The organism is Streptosporangium fragile (assembly GCF_039534445.1).
Taxonomy (GTDB): domain Bacteria; phylum Actinomycetota; class Actinomycetes; order Streptosporangiales; family Streptosporangiaceae; genus Streptosporangium; species Streptosporangium fragile.
This window is the reverse complement of the sequence record NZ_BAAAVI010000015.1, coordinates 112899-137356: the sequence shown is the minus strand read 5'-3', so window position 1 is coordinate 137356 and position 24458 is coordinate 112899. Positions and strand designations below refer to the sequence as shown.

19 protein-coding genes are annotated in these 24458 nt (G+C 72.7%); 6 read left to right on the top strand and 13 right to left on the bottom strand.

Annotated elements, in window-relative coordinates:
- Positions 1–52: 52 nt before the first annotated feature.
- Both ABD841_RS12805 and ABD841_RS12800 read right to left on the bottom strand, forming a co-directional pair.
- Complete coding sequence (locus ABD841_RS12805; RefSeq protein WP_344970920.1) at positions 53–1849, bottom strand: substrate-binding and VWA domain-containing protein; 1797 nt, start codon at positions 1847–1849, stop codon at positions 53–55.
- Between the two features lie 163 nt (positions 1850–2012).
- A complete protein-coding gene (locus ABD841_RS12800) occupies positions 2013–3359 on the bottom strand; it encodes a M20/M25/M40 family metallo-hydrolase (protein ID WP_344970918.1) in 1347 nt (448 codons plus the stop codon).
- A gap of 279 nt (positions 3360–3638) precedes the next feature.
- Between ABD841_RS12800 and ABD841_RS12795 the strand changes: the two genes are divergently transcribed.
- Positions 3639–5033 carry an aspartate aminotransferase family protein gene (locus tag ABD841_RS12795; protein WP_344970916.1) on the top strand — a complete coding sequence of 465 codons (1395 nt, stop codon included), beginning with the start codon at positions 3639–3641 and terminating at the stop codon, positions 5031–5033.
- Between the two features lie 117 nt (positions 5034–5150).
- A complete protein-coding gene (gene ald / locus ABD841_RS12790; RefSeq protein WP_344970914.1) occupies positions 5151–6266 on the top strand; it encodes an alanine dehydrogenase in 1116 nt (371 codons plus the stop codon).
- Between the two features lie 38 nt (positions 6267–6304).
- Here the strand turns inward: ald and ABD841_RS12785 are convergent, their stop codons facing one another.
- The 4 genes from ABD841_RS12785 to ABD841_RS12770 all read right to left on the bottom strand — a co-directional run bounded on the left by ABD841_RS12785 (position 6305) and on the right by ABD841_RS12770 (position 10471).
- Positions 6305–7717 carry an SEL1-like repeat protein gene (locus ABD841_RS12785; protein WP_344970912.1) on the bottom strand — a complete coding sequence of 471 codons (1413 nt, stop codon included), beginning with the start codon at positions 7715–7717 and terminating at the stop codon, positions 6305–6307.
- Positions 7718–7973: 256 nt separating this feature from the next.
- On the bottom strand, positions 7974–8597 hold the full coding sequence (locus ABD841_RS12780; protein ID WP_344970910.1) for a Uma2 family endonuclease: 624 nt from the start codon (positions 8595–8597) through the stop codon (positions 7974–7976).
- Positions 8598–8708: 111 nt separating this feature from the next.
- Positions 8709–9356: a response regulator transcription factor gene (locus tag ABD841_RS12775; protein WP_344970908.1), complete on the bottom strand. Its 648-nt coding sequence runs from the start codon at positions 9354–9356 to the stop codon at positions 8709–8711.
- The gene (locus tag ABD841_RS12770) at positions 9353–10471 is read right to left on the bottom strand and encodes a sensor histidine kinase (RefSeq protein WP_344970906.1); all 1119 of its coding nucleotides are present in this window, start codon (positions 10469–10471) and stop codon (positions 9353–9355) included. Before ABD841_RS12770 ends, ABD841_RS12775 begins: the two co-directional genes overlap by 4 nt.
- A gap of 131 nt (positions 10472–10602) precedes the next feature.
- On the opposite strand from ABD841_RS12770, the gene ABD841_RS12765 reads away from it, so the two are divergent.
- Positions 10603–12360, top strand: a complete 1758-nt coding sequence (locus ABD841_RS12765; RefSeq protein WP_344970904.1) for a gamma-glutamyltransferase family protein — start codon at positions 10603–10605, stop codon at positions 12358–12360.
- A 43-nt stretch (positions 12361–12403) separates the two neighbouring features.
- Here the strand turns inward: ABD841_RS12765 and ABD841_RS12760 are convergent, their stop codons facing one another.
- Together ABD841_RS12760 and ABD841_RS12755 are read right to left on the bottom strand one after the other, a co-directional pair.
- Positions 12404–13861, bottom strand: coding sequence for a flavin-containing monooxygenase (locus ABD841_RS12760; RefSeq protein WP_344970902.1), 1458 nt, complete (start codon positions 13859–13861; stop codon positions 12404–12406).
- A 299-nt stretch (positions 13862–14160) separates the two neighbouring features.
- Positions 14161–14337: a hypothetical protein gene (locus ABD841_RS12755; protein WP_344970900.1), complete on the bottom strand. Its 177-nt coding sequence runs from the start codon at positions 14335–14337 to the stop codon at positions 14161–14163.
- A gap of 187 nt (positions 14338–14524) precedes the next feature.
- On the opposite strand from ABD841_RS12755, the gene ABD841_RS12750 reads away from it, so the two are divergent.
- Entirely contained in the window at positions 14525–15277 is a 753-nt protein-coding gene (locus tag ABD841_RS12750) for an SURF1 family protein (protein ID WP_344970898.1), read from the top strand.
- A gap of 79 nt (positions 15278–15356) precedes the next feature.
- Complete coding sequence (locus tag ABD841_RS12745) at positions 15357–15674, top strand: DUF3817 domain-containing protein (RefSeq protein WP_344970896.1); 318 nt, start codon at positions 15357–15359, stop codon at positions 15672–15674.
- A 91-nt stretch (positions 15675–15765) separates the two neighbouring features.
- Here the strand turns inward: ABD841_RS12745 and ABD841_RS12740 are convergent, their stop codons facing one another.
- The 5 genes from ABD841_RS12740 to ABD841_RS12720 all read right to left on the bottom strand — a co-directional run bounded on the left by ABD841_RS12740 (position 15766) and on the right by ABD841_RS12720 (position 23381).
- On the bottom strand, positions 15766–15957 hold the full coding sequence (locus ABD841_RS12740) for a hypothetical protein (RefSeq protein ID WP_344970894.1): 192 nt from the start codon (positions 15955–15957) through the stop codon (positions 15766–15768).
- A 204-nt stretch (positions 15958–16161) separates the two neighbouring features.
- Positions 16162–17538: a protein kinase family protein gene (locus ABD841_RS12735; protein ID WP_344970892.1), complete on the bottom strand. Its 1377-nt coding sequence runs from the start codon at positions 17536–17538 to the stop codon at positions 16162–16164.
- Between the two features lie 110 nt (positions 17539–17648).
- Positions 17649–19223, bottom strand: coding sequence for a serine/threonine-protein kinase (locus tag ABD841_RS12730; protein ID WP_344970890.1), 1575 nt, complete (start codon positions 19221–19223; stop codon positions 17649–17651).
- Positions 19216–21465 carry a protein kinase family protein gene (locus ABD841_RS12725; RefSeq protein ID WP_344970888.1) on the bottom strand — a complete coding sequence of 750 codons (2250 nt, stop codon included), beginning with the start codon at positions 21463–21465 and terminating at the stop codon, positions 19216–19218. Before ABD841_RS12725 ends, ABD841_RS12730 begins: the two co-directional genes overlap by 8 nt.
- Positions 21466–21794: 329 nt before the next feature.
- A complete protein-coding gene (locus tag ABD841_RS12720) occupies positions 21795–23381 on the bottom strand; it encodes a serine/threonine-protein kinase (protein ID WP_344970886.1) in 1587 nt (528 codons plus the stop codon).
- A 381-nt stretch (positions 23382–23762) separates the two neighbouring features.
- Between ABD841_RS12720 and ABD841_RS12715 the strand changes: the two genes are divergently transcribed.
- The gene (locus tag ABD841_RS12715) at positions 23763–24452 is read left to right on the top strand and encodes a response regulator transcription factor (RefSeq protein WP_344970885.1); all 690 of its coding nucleotides are present in this window, start codon (positions 23763–23765) and stop codon (positions 24450–24452) included.
- Positions 24453–24458: the final 6 nt, after the last annotated feature.

Below are 24458 nucleotides of genomic sequence, written 5' to 3'. Positions count from 1 at the left end.
ACTGTCGGAGTTCGTCATGATCGATTACTGTCGGGGCGCGCGTCCGCCGGGATCAGAAGTTGGAGATCACGCTTGTGAAGACCTGGTCGATGGTGTCGGCCCGGGAGGAGTCGTAGGCCGCGCCGTCGGTGGCCTCGGCGATCCGCCGGAGGACCTCCTGGTCGGCACTCTCGCCGTACCCGATGGTGAACAGGCGGACGTCCGGATCGAGCCTGCTCAGGAGGTTCTCCAGGTCGATGCCGCCGTTTTTCTCGTTCTTGCCGTCGGTGAGGAAGACCACCGCGTTGATCGCCCCCTCGTCCCTGGTCCCGCGCATCCGCTCGACCGCCGCGAGCGTGGTGTCGTACAGGCCGGTGCCGCCCCCGGCGGTCAGCCCGTCGAGCTGCCGGCGGAGCAGGTCACCGGTTCGTGACACCTCCTCGACCGGAACCAGCTCCCGGTAGTCCTTCTCGCCGTCCTGCCCGGTGGAGAAGGCCCACAGGCCGACCTTGTCGTCCCCACGGAACTGCGGCAGCGCGTTGATCGCCGCCTTCTTGGCCAGCTCCAGGCGGCTCTCGCCGGTGCCCGGCGCCTCCTCCTCCATCGAGCCCGACCTGTCCACGACGATGAGCACGTTGGCCCGCTTGCGCAGCTCCGACCAGCTCCGCAGCACCTTGTCCAGGACCGACGGGCTGGGCGGGCTGAGCGTGGTGATCCTGGCACCGGGGACGACGCCGTTGCGCTCGGTGGCCTGCGGGCCCGGTTCGCCGTCGAAGGAGCGGTAGCCGTACTCCTGGAACCTCGCCTGCACGGCAGGGCTGTGCAGGTGGGCCAGGAAGTCGTCGGCCACGGCCTTCTTCGCGGCGTCCATCCAGGTCAGCGGGACATACGGGTGGTCGGAGTAGAGCGTGCCCTCCTTGGGGTTGACCGCCACCAGCGGGGTGCGGGGCGGCGCGTGCCGTCCCAGGGTGGCCGGGTTGCCCGAGGGGTTGCCCCGGTTGTAGTCGGTGACCGAGTTCTCCTCGACGGTGATCGCCGAGATGTACGCCATCGCCTCCCCCCGGTCGTCCGCGCGCTGCAGGTTGCCCAGGAAGGTCAGGGAGATGTCGCCGTAGTGCACGATCGACTGCTCCACGCCCCGCACGAACGTCCTGGTCCCGGCGTCGGCCACGTCCCGGGCCGTCAGGTCGGACGTGGTGCCGGTGGCGGCGAAGTAGGCGCCGATGGTGGCGTTCAGGCCGCTGGTGGAGAAGTTGGGGTTGGTCTTGCCCAGCTTGAACCGGCCCCACTCGGGGTGGCCGTACCGTGCCCAGCCCTTCGGGTCGGCCGCCAGCTCGGCCAGTTCCGACCAGCCGATCGCCTTGTCCGGCCAGCCGAGCGCCTCGGCCATCGGCTTGGGCATCGCGAAGACCAGCGGTGAGGTCACGATCGGGGTCGGTGTGCCGTCGGCGACCGGCACGGTCCCGTCGGTGCCTCCGGCCTGCTGGCGCAGGAGTGTCACCCACGCCGAGGCGGCCGGGGTCCAGACATCGGGCCGGGCCCCGTCGGTCTCCTCTTTCCACCCCCTGGCCAGCGCCCGCATCGCCGTTCCGGAGTTCGCCTCGTCGATGAGGACCTCGGCGCAGCGCCCGGCCACGGCCCGCCCGCTGTACGCCTTGGCGACCTCCCGCAGGATCCAGATCTTGTCCTGCGAGGACGCCACCCGGATCCGCACCGCCTCGCCGGAGCAGGCGGCCGGGGCGGCCTGCCCGCCTCCGGCGTCGTCACCGGCGAAGTACCAGCGCAGCCCGGCGATCAGCGCGATGGCCAGCACCACCGCGATCAGGTAGGGCAGGAGACGCCGGCGAGGTCGTGCGGGGGAGTAGACCACCGCTCGATCGTAGGAAGAAGCGTTTTACCCGATCAAGAGGTATCCGGGCCGGGAGCCCCCACTGCGGCGTGCCCGGTTTTCCGGTCTGTCCGTGCCTGGTTTTCCGGTCTGTCCGGGCGGGGTGGGGGGAGGGCGGTGCGGCCGGTGTCACCGGCCGCCGGCGTCAGGCGGTCGCGGAGGCGTACTCGTGGAGGAAGAGCGCCTCGGCGACGGCGGTGCGGTGGAGCTCTCCGATGTTGACCCGCTCGTTGGGCGCGTGGATCGAGGCGTCGTCGTCCTCGGCGCCGAAGAGCAGGATCGCGGCGGCCGGGAACTGCCTGGCGAACGTGGAGACCAGCGGGATCGAACCACCGGCGCCGACGTCGCGCGGCGGGCGGCCGAAGGCGCGCTCCATGGCCCGGTTCAGCGCGGCGCGGGCCGCGCCGCCGCTGTCGGCGAGGTAGCCGGCGCCCAGCGTGTAGTCGCCGACGTCCACCTGCACGCCCCAGGGCGCCACCTGGCGCAGGAAGTCGACCACGGCCTCGATGGTGGTCTTCGGGTCGCCCGCCGGGGGCACCCGCACGGTCACCCGCGCCCGGGCGACCGCCTGGACCGCGTTGATGGCGCCGGAGACCGTCGGCACGTCCAGGCCGGTGACGGTGATGGCGTACGAGGCCCACAGCCGGTCGGCCAGCGAACCGGAGCCGACCAGGGAGACGTCGTCCAGGACGCCCGCGGTGGCGCGGAACTCCTCCTCCGAGGGGCCGGAGCCGAGGAAGGCGCCGCGCGGCAGCCCGGGGACCCGGATGTCGCCGTGGTCGTCGTGGAGCGCGGCGAGCATCCGGATGAGCGCCGCGAGGGCGTCCGGGGCGGCGCCGCCGAACGAGCCGCTGTGCAGCGACTCCTTCAGGGTGCGGACCTCGATGGTGAAGGCGCCCATGCCGCGCAGCGAGGTGGTGACCGACGGGTCTCCCACCTTCGGGTTGCCGGTGTCGGCGACCACGATCGCGTCGGCGCGCAGCAGCTCGGGGTTGCGCTCGACGAAGGCCTCCAGGCGCTCGCCGGCGTACTCCTCCTGGCCCTCGACGATGACCTTGACGCCCACCGGGAAACGCCCCTGGAAGGCGCGGAGCGCGGCGACGTGGGAGATGACGCCCGACTTGTCGTCGGCCGCGCCGCGGCCGTAGACGGCGCCGTCGATCTCCGTCGGCTCGAAGGCCGGGGTGCGCCAGAGCATCGGGTCGCCCGCGGGTTGCACGTCGTAGTGCGCGTACAGGAGCACGGTCGGCGCGCCGGGTGGGGCGGGGGCCTCGGCGTAGACGGCGGGGAAGCTGCCCTCGACCGGGATCTGCCGCACGTGGGGCAGCCCGGCGCTGCGCAGCAGCTCCTCCGTCAGCGCCGCGGCTGCGAGCACCGGCTCCTCCGGATGGCCGGGGAAGGCCACCGAGGGGATGGCGACGAGCCGTTTGAGGTCCTCGATCGCCCGGGGCATGCCGGCGGTGACGGCGTTCTCAATCTCATCCGGAGTCACGATTCCCCCGCATCTCACTCTCTGGTCCGTCCTATTGGATCACAGCCTCTGGAAGCGCTGTGTATCCGCATGATTCCAGCACACAAGGGTTCCGCCATGGGGAACCGGGGTTGTGCGAGGTCAGGGGGCCTTCGGAAGGTGATCACGGATTTCGTCGTTGTTACATGAAGGTTTTGCGGATTCCGAGGTTCTTGCACTCTGTTGCCACGCTTTCACTTGTCAGGGGTGCGGAGGGCAGGGCAAACTGTGGAGAGCCCAGCTCAACGAGGGAAGATCGTGATGACGCACCCTGAAAACACCGACGTGACCTCGCTCATGAAGGCCGCCCAGGACAACCTGTGGATGCACTTCACCCGGCACAGCTCCTACGCGGGCGCGGAGGTGCCGATGATCGTGCGAGGTGAGGGCTCCTACATCTACGACGTCCACGGCAAGCGCTACATCGACGGGCTCGCCGGCCTGTTCGTGGTCCAGGCGGGCCACGGCCGCAGCGAGCTGGCCGAGGCCGCCGCCAAGCAGGCCCAGGAGCTGGCGTTCTTCCCGCTGTGGTCGTACGCGCACCCCAAGGCCGTCGAGCTCGCCCAGCGCCTGGCCGCGGAGACCCCCGGCGACCTCAACCGCGTCTTCTTCACCACCGGCGGCGGCGAAGCCGTCGAGACGGCCTGGAAGCTCGCCAAGCAGTACTTCAAGCTGACCGGCAAGCCGCTCAAGCACAAGGTCATCAGCCGCCAGATCGCCTACCACGGCACCCCGCAGGGCGCCCTGTCCATCACCGGCATCCCGGCCTTCAAGCAGATGTTCGAGCCGCTGGTCCCGGGCTCCGTCCGGGTGCCCAACACCAACCACTACCGCGCCGACGAGATCACCGGCGTGCCCGGCATGACCCCCGAGGAGTACGGCTACTGGGCCGCCGAGCGTGTCGCCCGCGCCATCGAGATGGAGGGCCCCGACACCGTGGCCGCCGTCTTCGCCGAGCCGGTGCAGAACGCCGGCGGCTGCTTCCCGCCGCCGCCCGGATACTTCCAGCGGCTGCGCGAGATCTGCGACGAGTACGACGTCCTGCTCGTCTCCGACGAGGTGATCTGCGCCTTCGGCCGCCTCGGCACCATGTTCGGCGGGCAGAAGTTCGACTACGTCCCCGACATCATCACCTGCGCCAAGGGCATGACCAGCGGTTACTCGCCGATCGGCGCCATGATCGCCTCCGACCGCCTCTTCGAACCGTTCAAGAACGGCACCGAGATGTTCGCCCACGGCTACACCTTCGGCGGCCACCCCGTCTCCGCGGCCGTGGCGCTGGCCAACCTCGACCTCTTCGAGCGTGAGGACCTGCTCGGCCACGTGACCCGTAACGAGCCGGTCTTCCGCAGCACGCTGGAGCGCCTCCACGACCTGCCGATCGTCGGCGACGTGCGCGGCTCCGGCTACTTCTGGGGCATCGAACTCGTCAAGGACAAGGCCACCAAGCAGACCTTCAGCGCCGACGAGTCCGAGCGCCTCATCCGCGGCTTCCTGTCCACGGCCCTGTACGACGCGGGCCTGTACTGCCGCGCCGACGACCGTGGTGACCCGGTCATCCAGCTCGCCCCGCCGCTCATCTGCGGCCCCAAGGAGTTCGACGAGATCGAGTCCATCCTCCGCTCCGTGCTCACGGAGGCGTGGAGCCGGCTCTGACCTCGTCGCCGGGCACGGCCGCGGAGCCGCCGCGCCCGGCACCCGCCACGCCCCGGGTGATCACGCCCGGCGCGACCGGACCGTGACACTCCCGCTGGAACTCTGAAAGGAATCCGTATGAAGATCGGCGTGCCTGCCGAGGTCAAGAACCACGAATACCGCGTCGCCGCGACTCCGGCGGGCGTGCACGAGCTGGTCCGCCACGGCCACGACGTCTACGTTCAGCGCGGTGCCGGCCTGGGCTCGCACCTCCCCGACGAGGAGTACCTCTTCGCCGGCGCCAAGATCCTCGACACCGCCGACGACGTGTGGGGCGAGGCCGAGATGGTCCTCAAAGTGAAGGAGCCCATCGCGGAGGAGTACCACCGCATGCGCCCCGGCCAGGTCCTCTTCACCTACCTGCACCTCGCCGCCGGTCCCGAGTGCGCCGACGCCCTGCTGAAGCGGGAGGTCACCGGCATCGCGTACGAGACCGTCCAGGTCGGCAACACCCTGCCGCTGCTCGCCCCGATGTCCGAGGTCGCGGGCCGGCTGGCCCCGCAGGTCGGCGCCTACAACCTGATGCGTTTCAACGGCGGGCGCGGCGTGCTGCCCGGCGGCGTGCCCGGCGTGGCCCCGGCCAAGGTCGTCGTCATCGGCGGCGGCGTCTCCGGGCTCAACGCCGCGCAGATCGCGGTCGGCATGGGCGCGGACGTCACCGTCCTCGACCTCAACATCGACCGCCTGCGCTACATCGACGCCATCTACCAGGGCCGCCTGAAGACCCTCGTCTCCACCTCCTACGCCATCGAGCAGGAGGTCCTGGGGGCCGACCTGGTCATCGGCGCCGTGCTCATCCCGGGGGCCAAGGCGCCGACGCTCGTCTCCAACGAGCTGGTCTCCCGGATGAAGCCGGGCTCCGTGCTCGTCGACATCGCCATCGACCAGGGCGGCTGCTTCGAGGACTCCCGCCCGACCACGCACGCCGAGCCGACCTACCGGGTCCACAACTCGATCTTCTACTGCGTGGCCAACATGCCGGGGTCCGTCGCCAACACCTCCACCTACGCGCTGACCAACGCCACGCTGCCGTACGCGGTCAAGCTGGCCGGCCTGGGCTGGAAGTCGGCGCTGCAGCAGGACCCCGCCCTGGCGCAGGGTCTCAACACCCACGCGGGCCGGCTCACCAACGAGCAGGTCGCCACCGCCCTCGGCCTGCCGTTCACGCCGGTCTCCGAGGTCGTCGCCGCCTGATCCCCCCTCCGGGCCCGCGCTCCCGCGCGGGCCCCACGTCACGGTGCCGGAGCGGAGCGCAGCGCTCGGGCCGTGACCAGGGCGTGCTCGATCTCGGCGGGGGTCGGCCAGGGGGCGCCGCCGGGGCGGAGCAGGGTGGCCCGGACCGCGACCAGGTGCTCGATCGCGCCCCGTGCCACCCCGGTACGCTCGGCCAGCCAGGCCACGACGTCGCCGCGGTCGCCGAGCGGCCGGGTGACCACGTCCCACGTACCGAGGATCTCGGTCAGGTCGCCGATCCGCAGCGGGGCGCCGCCCTGCCGGGCGACGGCGGCCGCGGCCAGCTCGGCGCGCGCGACGAGCTCGGGCTCGGCGGTCCGATCCCAGGTCCGCGGTGGCGGGCTCGCCAGCCACCGCTCCGCCTCGTGCGAGAAACCCGTCGCCGACAGCAGCGCGGCCAGCTCGACCGCGGCCCGGTGGTGCCCGGTCTGTGCCGCCTGGCGGAACCAGTGCTGCCCGCCCTGCAGGTCGTTGTACTCGGCGATGAGCAGGAGGCCGAAGTTGAAGGCCGCCTCCGGGTCGCCGTTCGCCGCGGCCCGGCTGAACCAGCGCCCCGCCCCTTCCGCGTCGCTCATCTCCACGCACACGAACCCGGCCGTCCGCTGGTCGTCGATCCGGCCGGTGTGGGCGGCCCGCTCGAACCAGGCGCGAGCGGTGCGCAGGTCGCCGCGGGACAGCGCGATCCCGCCGAGCCGGGACGCGGCGCCGGGGTGCTCGTTCCTGGCGGCCAGCCGGTAGAACGCCTCGGCCCCCTCGGGGTCGCGGTTGGCCTGGAGGAACAGGCCCAGGTGGTAGGCCGCGTCGGCGTGGCCGCCCCGGGCGGCCAGATCCCACCAGCGGAGCGTCTCGTCGTCCTCGCCGCCCGAGTAGGCGAGGAACCCCAGGTCGTGAGCCGAGGCCAGGTCGCCGCCGGTCGCCGCCCTGCGGTGCCACTCGCCGGCCGTCTGCGTCTCACCGGCGTCCTCGCAGAGGAGCGCGAGCCGCCGCGCCGCGGCCCGGGACCCCGCCCCGGCCGCCGTCTCGAACCACCGCCGGGCCGCCGGCACGTCACCGCACTGTTCCAGCAGGAGCGTCGCCAGGTTCACCGCCGCCTCGACGTCGCCGGCGTCCGCCGCCAGCTCGTACCAGCGCACGGCCTCGGTCACGCTGCCGTGCTTCTCGTGCCAGACGCCGAGGTTGTAGGCGCTGTCGATGTTGCCGGCCGCCGCCGCGCGCTCCCACCAGTGCCGCGCCGCCGAGCGATCGCCCCGCTGCGCGAAGTGGCGGCCGAGCAGGTGCGCGGCCAGGGCGTCACCGCCGTGCGCGGCCAGCAGCAGGCCGGTCTCGCCGTCGGTGTCGTTCTCGTGCTCCGTGCCGCGGGGGGTGGGCACCGGCACCGCGTCCATCCGCGGATCACCCTGCCACCACCCCATGTCATCCTCCCCGCCGTCGGTGTGCGCGTCAGTGTGCGACCAGCAGAGCACAGAGTGGCACGTGACGGCCCGATCGCGGAGGGTAATCGGGGACTTCGGTCTCGGGCGCGCTCCGGCGAAGGGCGCGAAACCCGCGTACCTTTTCCCGGCGTCCCCCGGAACGGCCGTCACCGCGCCCCGATACCCCGGGCTCCCGGGGGTTCCGGGGCCGTTGCCGGCCACCGGCCGCCGGAGCGGGGTGCTGCGAAGGCTCCGGTCAGGACCTGCCTGGAGCCTTCGCGAAGACCGAGGTGTCCAGGGTGAAGCCGACCGGGTCGGGGATGTGCAGGGGGGAGCCCACCGCGACGCGGGTGAACGTGCGGTACTCGCCCTCCTTGGGGTCGCTGAGCACCGTCACGGTGGCGGGGGCGGCCACCGGGTCGATGAGGAGCATGACGGGGATCCCGCCCGAGGCGTAGATGCCGGGCTTGCGCTCGCGATCGTCGACGACACTCCCCGGCGACACGATCTCGGCGACCATGACGAGACCGGAGGAGAGCAGCTCGCGCTCGCCCCAGCGGGGGCAGTCGGCGGGGGCCACGACGAAGTCCGGCTCGACCGGATCGCGGGGCCCGTCGATGCAGACGTCGACGTTGCCTGTGTAGGCGCGCCAGTCGCGGTCCATGATCATTTGATGCATTTCGTAAGCGAGGAGCATGGCCAGCCAGCCGTGCTCGGGGGTGCCCACTGGGCTCACTATCAGTCTCCCGTCGATGACTTCGGTCCGCAGGCCGGGAAGACTCGGAAGCGCGTCGAAGAGCTCCCGGGCCGTGGCCGGCAGGGGTCGGGACGCGGTCTCGGGGGTGGGCCGCAGGGCGGCGTGGTTCCGGTGTGAGGTCATGACCATGACCATATGTCCCTCCGTGTTCTCAAGAACACGTTGAGTATCGCACCGGGTGTGGCGCGTCGTGAGGTTTTCGCGCGACGGCGGGGACCGGAGGACGGCGGAGCGTCAGAGCCAGCCGGGACGGACGAGCCCCGACTCGTAGGCGATGACGACGAGCTGGGCGCGGTCGCGGGCACGGAGCTTCATCATGGTGCGGCTGACATGCGTCTTGGCGGTGGCCGGGCTCATGAAGAGGGCGCCGGCGATCTCGTCGTTGGTCATGCCGGTGCCGACCAGGGCGAGGACCTCCCGCTCGCGGTCGGTGAGCATGCCGAGGTCGTGGGCGGAGCGTGGTTCCTTGGCGCGGCTGGCGTACTCGGAGATCAGGCGGCGGGTCACGCTCGGGGAGAGCAGGGCGTCGCCGGCGGCCACGACGCGGACGGCCTGGATGAGCTCGGCCGGTTCGGTGTCCTTGACCAGGAAGCCGCTGGCGCCGTTGCGCAGGGCCTCGAAGACGTACTCGTCGAGCTCGAAGGTCGTCAGGATGACGATCTTCGGCCCCGGGGGCATCTCCCGGGTGGCGGTCAGCCCGTCCATGCCGGGCATGCGGATGTCCATCAGCACGACGTCCGGTTCGTGCTCCGCGGCCAGTCGCAGGGCCTCCGCGCCGTCGGCGGCCTCGGCGACCACGGTCATCCCGGGCTGCGCGTCCAGCAGGGCGCGGAATCCGGCCCGCACGAGGGCCTGGTCGTCGGCGAGGACAATCTTGATCATACGGGTTCCCCTTCCTCCAGGATCGGCAGCCGGGCCTCGACGCGGAAGCCCCTCCCGTACGGCGTGGCGGTCAGCGTGCCCCCCAGGGCCGCGGCCCGCTCGCGCATGCCGGGGACGCCGTTGCCGCCGCCCAGGCTCTCCCCGGGGGCGTTCCCGCCGGAGTCGGTGACCTGGATCGTCAGTGTGTCGGGTCCGTAGTCCAGCAGGATCGTCACGGACGCCCCGGGGGCGTGCCGGGTGACGTTGGTGAGCGCCTCCTGCACGATGCGGTACCCGGCCCGGTCGACGCTCGGCGGCACCCGCCTGGCCCGCCCGGTGACCCGTTTGGCGACCGGCAGCCCGCTGCGCTCGACGAGTTCGTCGAGCCGGTCCAGCCCGGCGGTGGGGGAACGGGGCGCGCCGTCGCGGAGCACGTTGAGCACCGAGCGCATCTCGGTCAGCACGTCCTTGGAGGCGTGCTTGATCGTGGTCAGCGCGGTGCGCGCCTGCTCGGGGTGGTCGTCGATCAGGTGAAGCGCGGTGGAGGCCTGCACGTGGATGAGGGAGATGTTGTGCGCGAGGACGTCGTGCAGCTCCCGGGCCATGGTCAGCCGCTCCTCGCTGGCCTGCCGCCGCATCTCCTCCTTCTCCACCTGCTCCCGCTCCGCCAGCCGGTCCTTCCTGGCCCGCGCGAACTCGGCCGTCGCCAGCACGATCCCCATGATCGCCGCCACCGCGAGGTCGTGGAACCACCCCGGGGTGGGCACCGGGGCGAGCCACGTCATGTAGACGATGAGGAACACGTAGGTGGCGATCCAGATCGCCCAGGTGACGCGGCGGTGACCGAGCATGACGGCGTTGTAGGCCGCGATGATCGGGGTCAGGAAGACCGGGCCGTAGGCGTGGCCCCGGGCGATGAAGACGCACGTCACCACGATGCTGACGAGCAGGGTCGGCACCGGGTGGCGGCGCCGGGCGAACAGCGCGGCCGGCCCGGCCAGCAGCAGGGCGTAGCCGAGGAGATCGACCGGGGCGCGGTCGACCTGGTTCCACTCCGCCCCCCGGTTGGTCACCGCCTGGACGAAGCCCACGAGCAAGGGCATCGACCGGTCGATCCAGGGAGGTTTGGCGCGCACGTTCAGCACCTTACGGTCACCGCCCCGGCCGGCACGTCCGCCCGGTGAAGCAGGGGGCACTACACCGCCGGTGGTAGGGAAGGGGCTGACAAGGCTTACGGGCTGAGTCAAGCTGTCTGCGGGAGGTCATCATGATCTATCGTCGCTTAGCCGTCCCCCTCGTCGGGATCCTGGTGGGAGGTTCCGTCGCGTTCGTCCAGCCGGCGGTGGCGTCGCCGCCGACGGTGGTGAAGAAACCCGTCGCGGAGGGATACGGCGGGGCGGTCTCGACCGTCGACCTCGACGCCAGCAAGGCCGCGCTGGACGTGCTGCGCGGGGGCGGCAACGCGATGGACGCGGCGGTCGCGGCCGCGGCGGTGCTGGGCGTGACCGAGCCCTACTCGGCCGGACTGGCCGGGGGAGGGTTCATCGTCTACTACGACGCGCGCCGCAAGAAGGTCCACACCATCGACGGCCGTGAGACCGCGCCCCGGGCGATGGGGCCCGCGTCTCTTGAGGGCATCCCGTTCGAAGAGGCCGTGACCAGCGGGCTCTCGGCCGGGGTGCCGGGCAGCGTGGCGCAGTGGGAGCTGGCGCTGCGCCGGTTCGGCACGCTCTCCCTGCGGCAGGCGCTGAAGCCCGCGATCCGGGTCGCCGCGGAGGGGTTCACCGTCGACCAGACGTTCCACGACCAGACAGCCGCCAACGCCGCGCGGTTCAAGGACTTCACCTCCACGGCCAAGCTCTTCCTGCCCGGCGGCGCCCCGCCGCCCGTCGGCTCCACCTTCCGCAACCCCGAGCTGGCCGAGACCTACCGCAGGCTCGGCAGGGAGGGCGGCGACTGGCTCTACCGCGGCTCTCTCGGCGCGGAGATCGTGGCCACCGTGAAGAAACCGCCGGTCACCCCCGGGTCCACCCGCAACGTGCGGCCGGGCCTGATGGAGCGGTCCGACCTCGCGGCCTACCGCGCGCTCGAACGGCCGCCCACGAAGGTGACCTACAAGGGCATGGACGTCTACGGCATGGCGCCCCCGTCCTCGGGCGGGTCTACGGTCGGCGAGGCGCTCAACATCCTGGAGACCCTGCCCCGGGTCGGCCCGCACGAGTATCTCGAGGCCTCCCGCCTCGCCTTCGCCGACCGCGGCAAGTACGTCGGCGACGTCCCGGGTGTGCCGCTTGCGGAGCTGCTGTCCGATCAGTTCGCCAAGGAGCGCGCCTGCGCGATCGGCGAGCGGGCGATGGCCCACCCGGCCCCGGCGGGCACCCCCGACGGGACGTACGAGCCCTGCCCGGCCACGCCGTCCGCGCCGCCGGCGCAGGCGACCCCGACGGCCGCGGAGGGGCCGGAGACCACGCACCTGGTGGTCACCGACCGCTGGGGCAACGTGGTCGCCTACAACATCACCATCGAGTCGACCGGCGGCAACGGCATCGTCGTCCCCGGCCGGGGCTTCCTGCTCAACAACGAGCTGACCGACTTCACCTTCGGTCCGGCCCCCGGCGACCCGAACCTGCCGGGACCGGGGAAGCGGCCCCGCTCCTCGATGGCCCCGACGATCGTCCTGGCGGACGGCAGGCCGCTGCTCGCGCTGGGCTCCCCCGGAGGCTCGACGATCATCACCACCGTGCTGCAGATCCTGGTCAACCGCTGGGAACTCGGCATGACGCTGCCCGAGGCGCTCGCCGCCCCGCGCGCCACCCAGCGCAACACCGCCCAGACCCAGGCCGAGCCGGGCTTCCTCGACCGCTACGGCGCCGAGTTGACGGCCAAGGGGCACGGTTTCGCGCCGAATCCCGAGATCGGCGCTGCCACGGCGGTCGAGTTCCTGGGCGGCGGCAGGCTCCAGGCGGTGGCCGAGCCGACCAGGCGCGGCGGCGGGAGCGCCCTGGTGGTGCGCGAACGCCGCTAGGGTCCGCGTTCCCCGCGCGGGCCGGGGTCCTTCCCGCGCGGGGTCAGCGGATCAGTTCGTAGGCGCCGGGCTTCATCTTCCGGGTCCGTGCCCAGTACTCGAAGGTGAAGCCCGGCCAGGTGGTGCGGTTGACGCCGTGCTCGTCCAGGTACCAGCTCCGGCAGCCGCCCTCGTTCCAGACCAGCCGGTCGAGGCGGTCGCGCAGGCGGTCGTTGTAGGCGCGCTGCGCCTCGGGGCGGACGTCGAGGGCCCTGGCCCCGGTCCTCGACAGCAGGCGGAGGCAGTCGATCACGTACCGGACCTGGGCCTCGATCATGAAGACCACCGAGTTGTGGCCCAGCCCGGTGTTGGGGCCGAGGAGGAAGAACAGGTTGGGGAAGCCGGTGGTGGTGACGCCGTAGTAGGCCTCGATGCCGTCCTGCCAGGCCTCCTGGATCTTCCTGCCGTTCCTGCCGACGATCCGCTGCTCGCCGAGCGCGTCGGTCACCTTGAAGCCCGTGCCGTAGATGATGACGTCGACCTCGGTCTCCCTGCCGGTGGCGTCGACGATCGAGGTCTCCCGGATCTCCCGCACCCCGTCGGTGACCACTTCGACGTTGTCCCTGCACAGCGCCGGGTAGTAGTCGTTGGAGATCAGGATGCGCTTGCAGCCGATCGTGTAGTCGGGTGTCAACTTGGCGCGCAGGGCCGGGTCGGGCACCTGGGCGGCGAGGTGGCGCAGGGCCATCGCCTGGTGGACCTTCATCAGGCGGGGGTCGACGGCGAAGCCCAGCGCGCGGGTCTCCAGCACCCAGTAGATCGCGTTGCGCAGCGTCCGGGCGGCCCCCGGCACGCGCAGCAGCCGCCGGGTCCGGGCGGAGAACGGGAAGTCGGGCTTGGGCTGGATCCAGGGGGGCGTTCGCTGGAAGAGGTGGAGCCGGGCGACCCGCCCGGCGATCCGCGGGACGAACTGGACGGCCGACGCGCCGGTGCCGATGACCGCGACCCGCTTGCCGGTCAGGTCCACCGAGTGGTCCCACTCCGCCGAGTGGAAGGCGGGGCCGCGGAAGCTCTCGCGGCCGGGGACCGCGGGGAACGACGGCACGTGCAGCGCGCCGATGCCCGAGACCACCGCGTTGGTGGTGAAGGACTCCCCGCCGGCGAGACTCACCTTCCAGTCGCGGGCCGCGTCGTCGTACTCCAGCCCGACGACCTCCGTGCCGAAGCGCAGGTGCGGTGCCAGGCCGTACTTGTCGACGCAGGCGCGCATGTACTCCCAGATCTCGGCCTGGGGGGAGAACATCCGCGACCAGCCGGGGTTGAGCTCGAAGGAGAAGGAGTACATGTGCGAGGGGACGTCGCAGGCGCAGCCGGGATAGGTGTTGTCCCGCCAGGTGCCGCCTATCTCGCCGGCCTTCTCCAGGATCACGAAGTCGTGGTAGCCGGCTTCCTTGAGCTTGATCGCCATGCCGAGCCCGGCGAAGCCGGAGCCGATGATCGTGATCCCGGGGCGTGCGCTCATGCGGTCTCCTCGCTGACTCTTCCGGCGGGGCGGGCGGTGGACCCCGGCGGGACGGGGCACGGCCGGGCCGGGGCGAGCGCCCGGCTGCGACGGTGAGAGGCTTCACGCTCCGCGTTATTGGATTCTTTGTCTAATGTAATCGGCGGACGATGCGCCGTCCATACTCGCCACGCCGTGACCCGCATCACACCGACCGGTCGGTATGAAGGTGATCCGAAGGCGCCCGCCAGGGCGCCAGGCTCGGGGAAACACGAAAAGCGCCGATGGCGATGCCGTCGGCGCTGGCGGATATCGGAGAGCTAGAGCAGCAGGTAGGCGACCACGGCCGCGATCACCAGCACCGCGACGACGACGGCCACCGTGATCGGCAGGGCGAGCGAGCGCTGCTCGGGAGCGGCCTCCGGGTCCTTGCGCTGGGCGAACGCACGGAACGCCTGGGTGTTGCCCGCGGGGTCAATCTGCTGAGGATCAGACATGGGGAAGACTTTAGCGATAACCGATGCCCTCCGCTCACCGATTTGTGCCGCTTTTGCGGACGGTTGAGGGGGCGTTCCCGGACATCCGGTGACACGCGGGGCTGCGGGGGAGGGCGAGACGGCCCGGGAGGAGGCCAGGGGTGATCCTGGAGACCGGACCGCCCGCCGGGGCGGATAGCGTGGTGTCATGCTCCGGATCCTGTTCTCTCCCCGCGTGGTGGTGCTCCACCTGCTCGCGATCGGAGCGCTGGTCGTGTGCGGGCTGCTGGGCCGGTGGCAGCTCGGCGTCTTCGAGGAGTCCGGCAGACCGCAGGCGACGCTCGACCCGGCGCCGGTGGCGGTCTCCACCCTCAGCCAGCCCGGCAGGCACCTGACCACCGACGCGGTCAGCCGCCGCGTGACCGCCGAGGGCACCTTCGACACCGCGCGGCAGCTGCTGGTGGCCGAGCGGGACGGGGGACTGTGGCTGCTCACCCCGCTCGACCTGGGCGACGGCACCTCGATCCCCGTCGTGCGCGGCTGGGTGCCCGCGGCCGACGACCCCGCCACGGCCGTACCCGAGGGCAGGGTGACCGTCACCGGGCGGTTGCAGCCCTCGGAGGCCACCGACAGCGTGCAGCGCCGTGTCCGGCGGCTGCCGCCGGGGCAGGTGCTGACCGTGTCGTCGGCCGAGCTGATCAACCTCTGGCCGGGGACGAAACTGCGCAACGGGTTCGTGGTGGCCACCGGGCAGTCTCCGGCCCCGGCGGTCGCGGCCAAGCCGGTGAGCGTCCCCCCGCCGACCGAGCCCGGCGGGCTCACCTGGCGCAACCTCGCCTACGCCGCCCAGTGGTGGATCTTCGGGCTGTTCGCGGTCTTCATGTGGTGGCACTTCGTGCGCGACGCCCTGCGCGGCCGTACCGGGGAGCGGGACCGTGACCCCGAACCGGCCCCCGCCTGAGCCGAGCCCCCGCCCGGATGCCGTCCCGGCCGCCCCCGCGTCTTTGTTGCAAGATGTCCTGATCTCCAAACCGAGGTAGATGACCGTGGAATCCGCTCTCAAACCCTTCCGTATCCTGGCCTACGTCGTCGGGGTGATGCTGCTCATCCTGACCACCGCCATCGTGCTCAGGTACGGGTTCGGCATCGAGCAGCCCTCGAAGATCGTTTCCCCGATCCACGGCTTCCTCTACATGCTCTACCTCGTGGCCGTCATGAACCTGGGGATGAAGGCCCGCTGGTCGTGGCAGTACATCGTGGGCGTGATGCTCGCGGGCACGGTGCCGCTGCTCTCGTTCGTGTTCGAGCGCAAGGTCACCCGTCGCGTGGAGACCGAGCTCGCGGCCGCCGCGGCCTGAGCGGCGCCGCGGGGCCTTCCCCGGGGGCCTCCGCAAGGGGCCCGCTCCTCCGCGGGGCCGTCTTCCCCGGAGGAGCGCGCCCTGCGGCGTGTCAGCGTCCGATGCCGCGCCTGCGGATGCGCTTGAGGCGCCGGCGCTGGGACGGGTCGAGCATCAGGTAGCCGACGACCGGGGCGGCGATGACGCCGAGCAGGATCAGCAGGGTCACGAACCCGGGCAGGAAGATCCACGACAGGAACACCACGGCCCCGGCGCCGAGCGCGTACTTCTGGATGGGCGACATCCTCAACATCCTCCGAACGCGGGGCGGACGCCCCGTCTGTAGTTCATTCTGCGTCGCCTGTCCAACGCACGGAGCGTCCACCCGGGTTCCAACCGAGATATATCTTGACTGTTCCCGTTGTCCGCCGGGGCGGTGCGGGACGCACCCGGGGCGGGGAACCCGTCTGCGGTGAGCAGACCCCGGGCCGTGCGGGCCGAACAGATGTCACTTCGCCCGGCCGAGGTTTTCGAGAACCCGGCGGGTGGCGGTGAGCGCGCCCTTGCTCGTGCTGCCGTCGCCGTCCTCGCCGACGCCCCGCTGGTACTGGACGGCGACCACGAGGTTGGCCGCCCGGAAGATCACCCCGGTGTAGTAGGTCAGCGTGTTGGTGGCCTGGACGGTGTAGGCCTCCGAGCCGATCCCGGGCAGGGGGCTGGGGGGCTTGACCACGGTCAGCCGCGCACCCACCGCTGTCCTGGTGCGGTCCCGGTCCTGCTTCATGAACGACGCGTACTCGCGCCGGGCCTTGTCGTCGGAGGCGAAGCGGAAGACGTCGACCCAGAGGGTGTATCGCAGATTGCTGGGCAACGAGTCGTCGTCGGTGCTCCACTCGCACCGGCGGGCGCCCTCTTTCACGGGGGCGGCCTTCAGCGACAGTTCGGCCGCCTGTTCCGCCGAGATCAGCGTGCAGGGGGCGGGAGCACGGGAGAAGGCGGTGGGGAGCGCCACCGGCGCGGTGGTCGGCTCCGGCTCCGGCTCGGCAGGTCCGGGCCACAGCCAGAAGACGACCGCGCCGGTGAGCACGGCGGCAGCGGCCGCCGCGGCGGCGACGACGCGCGCCCGTCCGGCACCCGGGCGTGCTCCGCGCCCGCCCGCCGGGCCGCCGGTCTGCCGGGCGGCGGGTCCGGGAGCGATCCTCTCCAGGGTCAGGCGGGCCGAGGTGGCGTCGGGGCGGCGAGCGGGATCAGCCGTCAGCAGGCTCTCCACCAGCGGGATCAGCGGGCCGGAGCCGGTCGGGCCGGTCACCGGCGCGGCCAGCGGCGTGCCGTCCGCCATCCGGGGAGCGATGAGGGAACCCGTCTCCGGGGCCCGGCCCTCGACGGCGGTGAACAGCGTCGCACCCAGGTCGCGCAGCTCGTCGGCGGAGGCCGGGGCGGCGATGCCGGTCAGCACCACCCGCCCGTCGGAGGAGAGGACCACACTGTCGGGCGTGGCGGCCAGGCGCACCCCCCGTGCGTGGGCGGCGGCCAGGGCGTCCAGCACACGCAGACCCACCTCGGCCGCCCGCTCGGAGGTGAGCGGCCCGTCGGCCCGTACGGTCTGGAGCAGCGAGCGCCCCTCGACCGCCTCGGTGACCAGCCACACCCGGTCGGGCCCCGAGATCACATCGTGCAGTGCGGCGACACCCGGGTGCCGCAGGCTCGCCGCGGCGCGGATCCGGCCGAGCAGCCGGTCGCGGTGCGGCCCCGGCGGCGGCAGGCGCACCTCGGAGATCGTCACGTCGCGGTGGAGCAGTTCGTCGCGCGAGCGCCGGCTCGCGCCGGTGTGGTCGCGGCGCTCCAGCATGCGGTAACGTCCGGCCAGGAGATTGGGGTCGCTCATGCCGGTCCTTCCGTGACGGCGCTCATGCCGGGGGTCCCATCTCGGCGCCCGGGCCGGTCCTCCGGCCGCGGTGCCGCCCGCACCGGGTTCCCGTCCCGGTGCGGAGGTCGTCAGTCACGGCTGTTCAGCTCCTCGGCGACCTGGCGTGCGACGCGCAGGGCGTCCCGGCGCAGCTTCGGCCCGGCCCGTCTGCCCTTCTCCGACAGGTTGACCTCGATCAGCAGGTTGCTGACCCGGAACCTGATGATGGTGTGGATCCGTTCCCCCAGGGTCACCACGTCGTAGGAGAACGCCTCCGCCCCGACGCGGCCGACGTCCCTGAGCGGGCCGGTGGATCCCAGCAGGCCGGTTCCCTCGTCGGCGGCGGTCGAGGCGCGCTCGGTGACGAAGAACGCGTGGGCGACGTCAGGGCCGCTCTTGCCGGGGACCGGGGCCTTGTGACCGACCGCGACGTTCAGCGTGCGCCCGGTGGGAGAGGCGCCGCGCGCCGCATCCCAGCTGCAGTACGGTTCACTGTCCTTGCGCGCCTCCATGGGCAACGGCGACGCGCCCGGTGCCACGGCCGCGACCTGCGGGGCGGTCAGCAACGTGCACGGGTCCGGGGCGGTGGCGAACCGCCCGACGTCGGCCGGTTTCGCCGAGGCCACAGGCGCCGCCGGACCGTCCGGAGTGGCCAGCAGCACCGCCGCGACCGTCCCGGCCGCCGCCACCGCCAACGCCGACCCCACGATCAGCCCGGTACGGCGCGGCCGGGACGGCGGCGAGGTCCGCGGCTCCACCGGGGGCGGCGCGGGAGACGCCGCCCGGGACGGTGTCTCCCGCGGTCCCGTCGCCGGGGAGAGCGGTCCGGCGGGCAGCCCCTGGGCGAGCCGCTGCAGGGCCGCGCGCAGCCCGGACTCGCCGGGACGCCGCCGGGGGTCCTTGGCCAGCATGGCCAGCAGCACCGGGCCCAGCTCCTGCGCCCGGGAGGGGAACGGCGTGTCCTGCGTGAGCACCGCGCCGAGGGTGGCGACCGGCGTGTCGCGCTGGAAGGGGCCCCGCCCCTCGACGGCCGCGTACAGGGTGGCGCCCAGCGACCACAGGTCGGCGGCCGGGCCGTCGCCGGTGCCGCGCAGCCGCTCGGGGGCCATGTAGCCGGGGGAGCCGACAAGCGCGTCCGGAGAGGTGAGCTGGACGTCCCCCTCCAGGGTGGCGATGCCGAAGTCGGTCAGCAGCACCCCGCCGTCGTCCGACAGCATGATGTTGGCCGGCTTCACGTCGCGGTGCATGATCCCCCGGCTGTGCGCGAGGGCCAGCGCGTCGAGCACGGCCAGCCCGATCGACGCCACCCGCCGCGGCGGCAGCGGCCCCCCGGAGCGGATCATCTGGTCCAGCGAGCGGCCCCGGACCAGGTCCATGACGATCCACGGGCGGCCCTCCTGGGCGACGACGTCGTGCACGGCCACGATGGACGGGTGGGCCAGCCGGGCGGCGGCGCGGGCCTCGCGCAGGGTGCGCTCCCGCAACTCGGTACGCTGCGCCTCGGGCAGGTTGGGGCCGAGCTTCACCTCCTTGATCGCCACCTCGCGGTGGAGGAGCTCGTCGCGGGCCCGCCAGACCACGCCCATCCCGCCCGCGCCGAGCCGGTCGAGCGCCCGGTAGCGCCCGGCCAGCACCGGCAGCGGGTCGGTCGCGGGATCAGTCATCGCTCTTCAGGGACGCGGTGAGCCAGCGTGCGGCCTTCACCGCGCCCGCGGTGATGCTGCCGTCGGGGTCGTCCTTGACCCCGGCCCGCTCGTACTCGACCTCGGCGATCAGGTTGCTGATCCGGAAGACGACGGTCACCTTGTAGGACCCGCCGTACAGGTTGATGGAGTTGTGGCTGCCGGAGACGAACGCCTCCTCGCCGACGCCCCGCAGGTCCTTGGGCGGGGTCGGCTTGGGAGTGGCGAACTGGCCCTTGTCGGCGAAGTCCTTCTTCTTGCCGGCCAGGTACTCCTTCGCCCTCGTGATCCCCGACCCGTCCTGTTTCTGGGCGACCAGCCGGACCCGGAGGTCGTACTTCTCCACGTTGGGATTGCGCCAGTCGTGCCGGTTGAGCCAGTCGCACGCGGCGCGCTCGACCTCCGAGCTGGTGAAGTTCGGCACCAGCTCGGCGGCCTGCTTGTCGCTGAGCAGGCTGCACGCCCGGGGGGCCGCCGCGAAGCGGCCCTTCGCGCCGGAGGGCTCGGGGGCGAACTCGTCCTCGCCCGAACCGGCGATCACCGGCCCGAGCAGGACGCCGATGGTCACCGCCATGCCGAACAGCAGGGCACCGGTCAACGCCACGACCGGCCGGGGGACGAGGATCCCCCTCGACCGCTCGGCGTGTTCGGTCGGGCCGGTCACCCCGTCTCCCGGCGCGAAGGCCTCCCGTGCCGCCCCGGGCGCGGGCGCGCTCGGGAGGGACGGCGGGTCTTCGTGCCGAGAGGGCATCCCGGGGTGGTCCGGCGCGTCGTGCCGCGGGACGCCGGGGTGGGGTTGCGGGTTCTCGTGCCGCGGGACGCCGGGGTGGGGTTGCGGGTTCTCGTGCCGCGGGGACGTTTCGGCGTGCGCCGGTGCCTCGCGCCGCGGGAACACGCCCGGAGGTAACGGCGGCTCCTGCGGCGCGTGGCTCCGGGACGGCAGGGCCTGGTGACCCTGCGGGCCCCACTGGTCCTGCGGCGGGCTCTGGTGGCTCTGGTACGGCCCCTGCTGCCCTTGCTGTTCCTGGGACGGCGCCGGTCCCTGAGAGGGCGAAGGCTGGTGAGCGAGCGGGATGTCCTGGGCGGGAGGTGTGTCCTGAACGCGAGGCATGTCCTGAACGGGGAGCGCGCCCGGGACGGCGTGCGTGGTCGGCCGGGTGTCCGGCACCTCCCCGAGGGGGAGCCCGGAGACGATGGCGGCCGTCTGCTCGGCCGGGTTCTTCCAGACGGGGACGGTCGCCTCCGCCACCGCGGGAACGGGCTGGGCGGTTCCGTCCCCCTCCGGCCGCCGGCTGAGCCGGACCGTCTCGTGGCTCGAAACCTCGGACACACCGGACCCGGGGCCGTGGGCCGCAGGTCCGTCCGCAGCGTGGGCACCCGGACCGCCCTGGCCGCCGGAGGACGGAACCCCCGGCGCGGAGGGGCCGGGGGGCCCGGGGACATGGGGAGCGGGAACGGGGGAGCCGGGACCGGAGGACCCGGGGCCGAGGGGATCGGGTGCGCCGAGGGTGAAGGAGTGCGCCGAGGGCTGGGTTTCCGGCGTTGGCCGGTTGGGGGCGGCGGATGTGTCGTGGCCGGAGGAAGCAGGGGTTCCGGGGCCGAGGGGATCGGGCGCGCCGGGGGCGAAGGGGCGCGCCGGGTCCTGGAAGGGGGTGCCGGGACCGGCAGGCCCCGGCGGGTGTCCGGCGGGAGCGCCGGGGATGGGGCGCGCGGAGGCCCCCGGGTCGAAGGGAGGCGTCGGCGTCGCCGAGGGAACGGGAGAACCCGTAGGCATGAGGGCAGGGGGTTCGGCACGGTGGTGGAAGATGCCGAGCAGGGCGTTGCGCACGCTGCCGGGGTCGGGGCGCCGCGCGGGATCGCCCGCGAGCAGGCCGAACAGGAGCGCGGCGATCGGGCCCGCGTTGTCCAACGAGCCGCCGGGCGCCGGTGGGCGCCCCTGGACGGCGGTGTAGAGGGTGGCGCCGAGCGACCACAGGTCGGCGGCGGGGCTGGTCACCCCCTCGGGAGGGGTGAAGTCCCGGGACGGCAGCGACGGGCCCGCGAGGAGGATCCGGTCGTGGGGACCGAGCAGCACGGTGCTCGGCCGCACGTCGCCGTGGAGGATGCCACGGTTGTGCAGGGCGACGAGCTGGTCCAGCACGGCCAGGCCGATCGCCGCGGCCTGCCGGGGTGAGAGCGGCCCGGATCGGCCGATCACCTGCTCCAGCGAACTCTGCCCCGACATCGGTGCGTCCCCCGCCCCGCCGATCCCGGATCCGGCGCCCCCGGGTCCGGTGTCGACGGGTCCGGTACCGGCCGGCCCAGGGCCGGCGGGCCAGGCGCCGGCGGGTCCAGTATCGGCGGGTCCGGCGGCGGCAGACCAGGCACCGGCCGGTCCAGGGCCGGCGGGCCAGGCGCCGGCGGGTCCGGCGGCGGCAAGCCCGGCGTCCGAGGGGCCCGAAGGGCCGGTGACGGCGATCCCGGGGCCGGTGCCGGGGGCTCCGGGACCGGCGAGCCCGGTGCCGGCGGGCCCGCCCGAGTGCCTGCCCTGCGATCGAGAGACATCTGGCTGGTTCATCCGCCCGCTTTCTGCTTGCTCAGCGCGTTCGCGACCCAGGTCGCGATGGTGTGGGCACCCGCCTGGATCGCGGGGCCCTCCTTGCTGCCGTCCACCACGGTGTAACCGATGTCGAGGACGAGGTTGTCCACGCGCATGACCACGTAACTCTGTTCGAGCCTGCCGGTCTTCCGATTCTCGTAGACGTCGTAGCCGAACGCCTCGTCGCCGGCGGGTTTCACCGCCAGCGGACCCGTGGAGCGCGCGGAACGGGCGCCCGCCTGGATGTCGGCCCAGCTCCAGAGACTCTGCCCGCTGGGGATGGTCATGTTGCGCTTGTTCACGAACAGTTCGTGCGCCTGCCGGGGGCTCTTGCCCCACTGTTTGTCACCGGAGGGGCGCACGTCCATTCCCATGCCCTTGGCCACCCACTGGCAGCCTCCGTCGTTGGTGGGCTTGCCCTCACCCTTCAGGGCCGGCAGGACCTGCCTGACCTTGCTCGCCGGGATGAGCCCGCACAGGTCGACCGGCGTGGTGAAGGTACCCGGGTTCTCGCTGAACGCGACCGGTTTCTCCTCGGCCGTGTTCCCGGAGAGCAGGTGGACCACGCCCAGGGTGGCGCCGATGACCGCCGCGACCCCCGCCAGTTCGGCGGCGATCCACAGCAGCGTGCGCTTCCCGCGCGGCTCGCGACCCGCGGCGGGAGCCGGCCGGGAGCGCTCCGGGGCGATCGGCCCGGCGGGTGCCGGGGCGGCGAGAACGGACGTGACGGAACCCGCCGGGCGGCCGACGGCCAGTTCCCCCAGAGCGTGGGCGACGACGTCGAAGGACGGCCGGGCCTCGGGCACCGGGTCGAGCATGAGCGTCAGCAGCGGTCCCAGCGGGCCGGCGCGCTCCGGCGGCCTGGGCGGCTCGGTCAGCACCCGGCTGATCGCCGCGACGGGGGTCGCCGCGGGGTGCGGTGGCACGCCCTCGACGGCGAAGTAGAGTGTGGCGCCCAGGGACCACAGGTCGGAGGCGGGGCCGCCGCGCTCGCCGCGCAGGCGTTCGGGCGCGATGTAGTTGGGCGAGCCGACCAGGTGCCCGGTCCGGCCCGAGGTGGCCTCGCCGTCGACCACGGCGATGCCGAAGTCGGTGAGGACGGCCTTGCCGGTCCTGGTGAGGAAGACGTTGCCGGGTTTGACGTCCCGGTGGATCACCCCGGCGGCGTGGGCGGCGGCGAGCGCGCTGAGGATGCCCACGCCGACCCTGGCCGCCTGGTGCACCGGCAGCGGGCTCCGGTCGCGGACGGTCTTGTCGAGGGACGTGCCCGACAGCAGCTCCATGACGAGCCAAGGCCGGTCCTGCTCGATGACGACGTCGTGGACGGTCACGATCGAGGGGTGCTTGAGCCGGGCGGCGAGGTTGGCCTCCCGGAGCGCGGCGGCGCAGATCTCCTGCCGCCGGGCGGGGTCGAGGTCCGCTGGGAGCCGTACCTCCTTGATCGCCACGTCGCGGCCGAGCATCTCGTCGGCGGCGAGCCAGACCGTTCCCGACCCGCCCTCGCCGAGAGGGTTGAGCAGGCGGTAACGCCCCGCCAGCACTCGAGTGTCGATCCCGCTCACCCCGTTCGTCATCCCATCGCGGACAGCAACATAGCCACTCAGCGGCATATGGACCAATGAACGAGGACACGCTTCTTTTCACCCTCCCCGGCTTCCGTTTCCGTGGCGTCCGGCGGGCTCTCGCGCTCCCGCGGATCCGCGGTGAGGTGCCCGCGCACGGGGAGGAGGCGCTCGCACTCGGCGCGTGACCCTGGGGCGCCGCCGCGCGTCAAGCGGCCGAGGTGGCCGATGGGTTCCGGCCCTTTCGCAGGCGTTCGGACACGCCGGCGGGCGACCTCGGGAAGGCGAGGCGGCTCATCCGGGCCGGGTCCCGGATGCATGCGCAAAACCTTCACAATTCACCACAGGTCTTCTGCACGGCTCCGGTCTACGCTGCCCGGCATGGCAACCCCTCAGCAACGACGTGTTCTCGTGGTCGAGGACGACGAGACGATCGCGCGGGCCGTCCGCCACCGGCTGACCGCGGAGGGCTTCGACGTGCAGGTCGTCGGGGACGGGGAGGCGGCGCTGGCCGCCTACGCGAAGACCGGACCCGACGTGGTGGTGCTCGACCGGCTGCTGCCCGGACTCGACGGGCTGGAGGTCTGCCGCCGCATGCAGGCGGCCCGGCCCGTGCCGGTGCTCATGCTCACCGCGCTGGGCGAGGAGACCGACCTGCTCGTGGGGCTCGGGGTCGGGGCCGACGACTACATGGCCAAGCCGTTCAGCATGCGCGAGCTGGTCGCGCGGATCCACGCCCTGCTCCGCCGGGTCGAGCGGGCCTCCCAGCTCGCCGTGGCCGACACGGTCGTCCGCGTCGCCGACATCGAGATAGACACCGCCGAGCGCCGCGTCTACGTGCGGGGCACCGAGGCTCAGCTGACCAGGACCGAGTTCGACCTGCTCTGCCGCCTCGCCGAGCGGCCGGGCCAGGTCTTCGAGCGGGAACGGCTGCTGGCCGACATCTGGGGTTTCTCCGAGGCGGCCGCCACCCGCACGGTCGACAGCCACGTGCGTGCCCTGCGCCGCAAGCTCGGCCCCGGCGTGGTGCGGACCGTCCACGGGGTCGGCTACGCCCTCGTCCGGCCGTGAACTTGT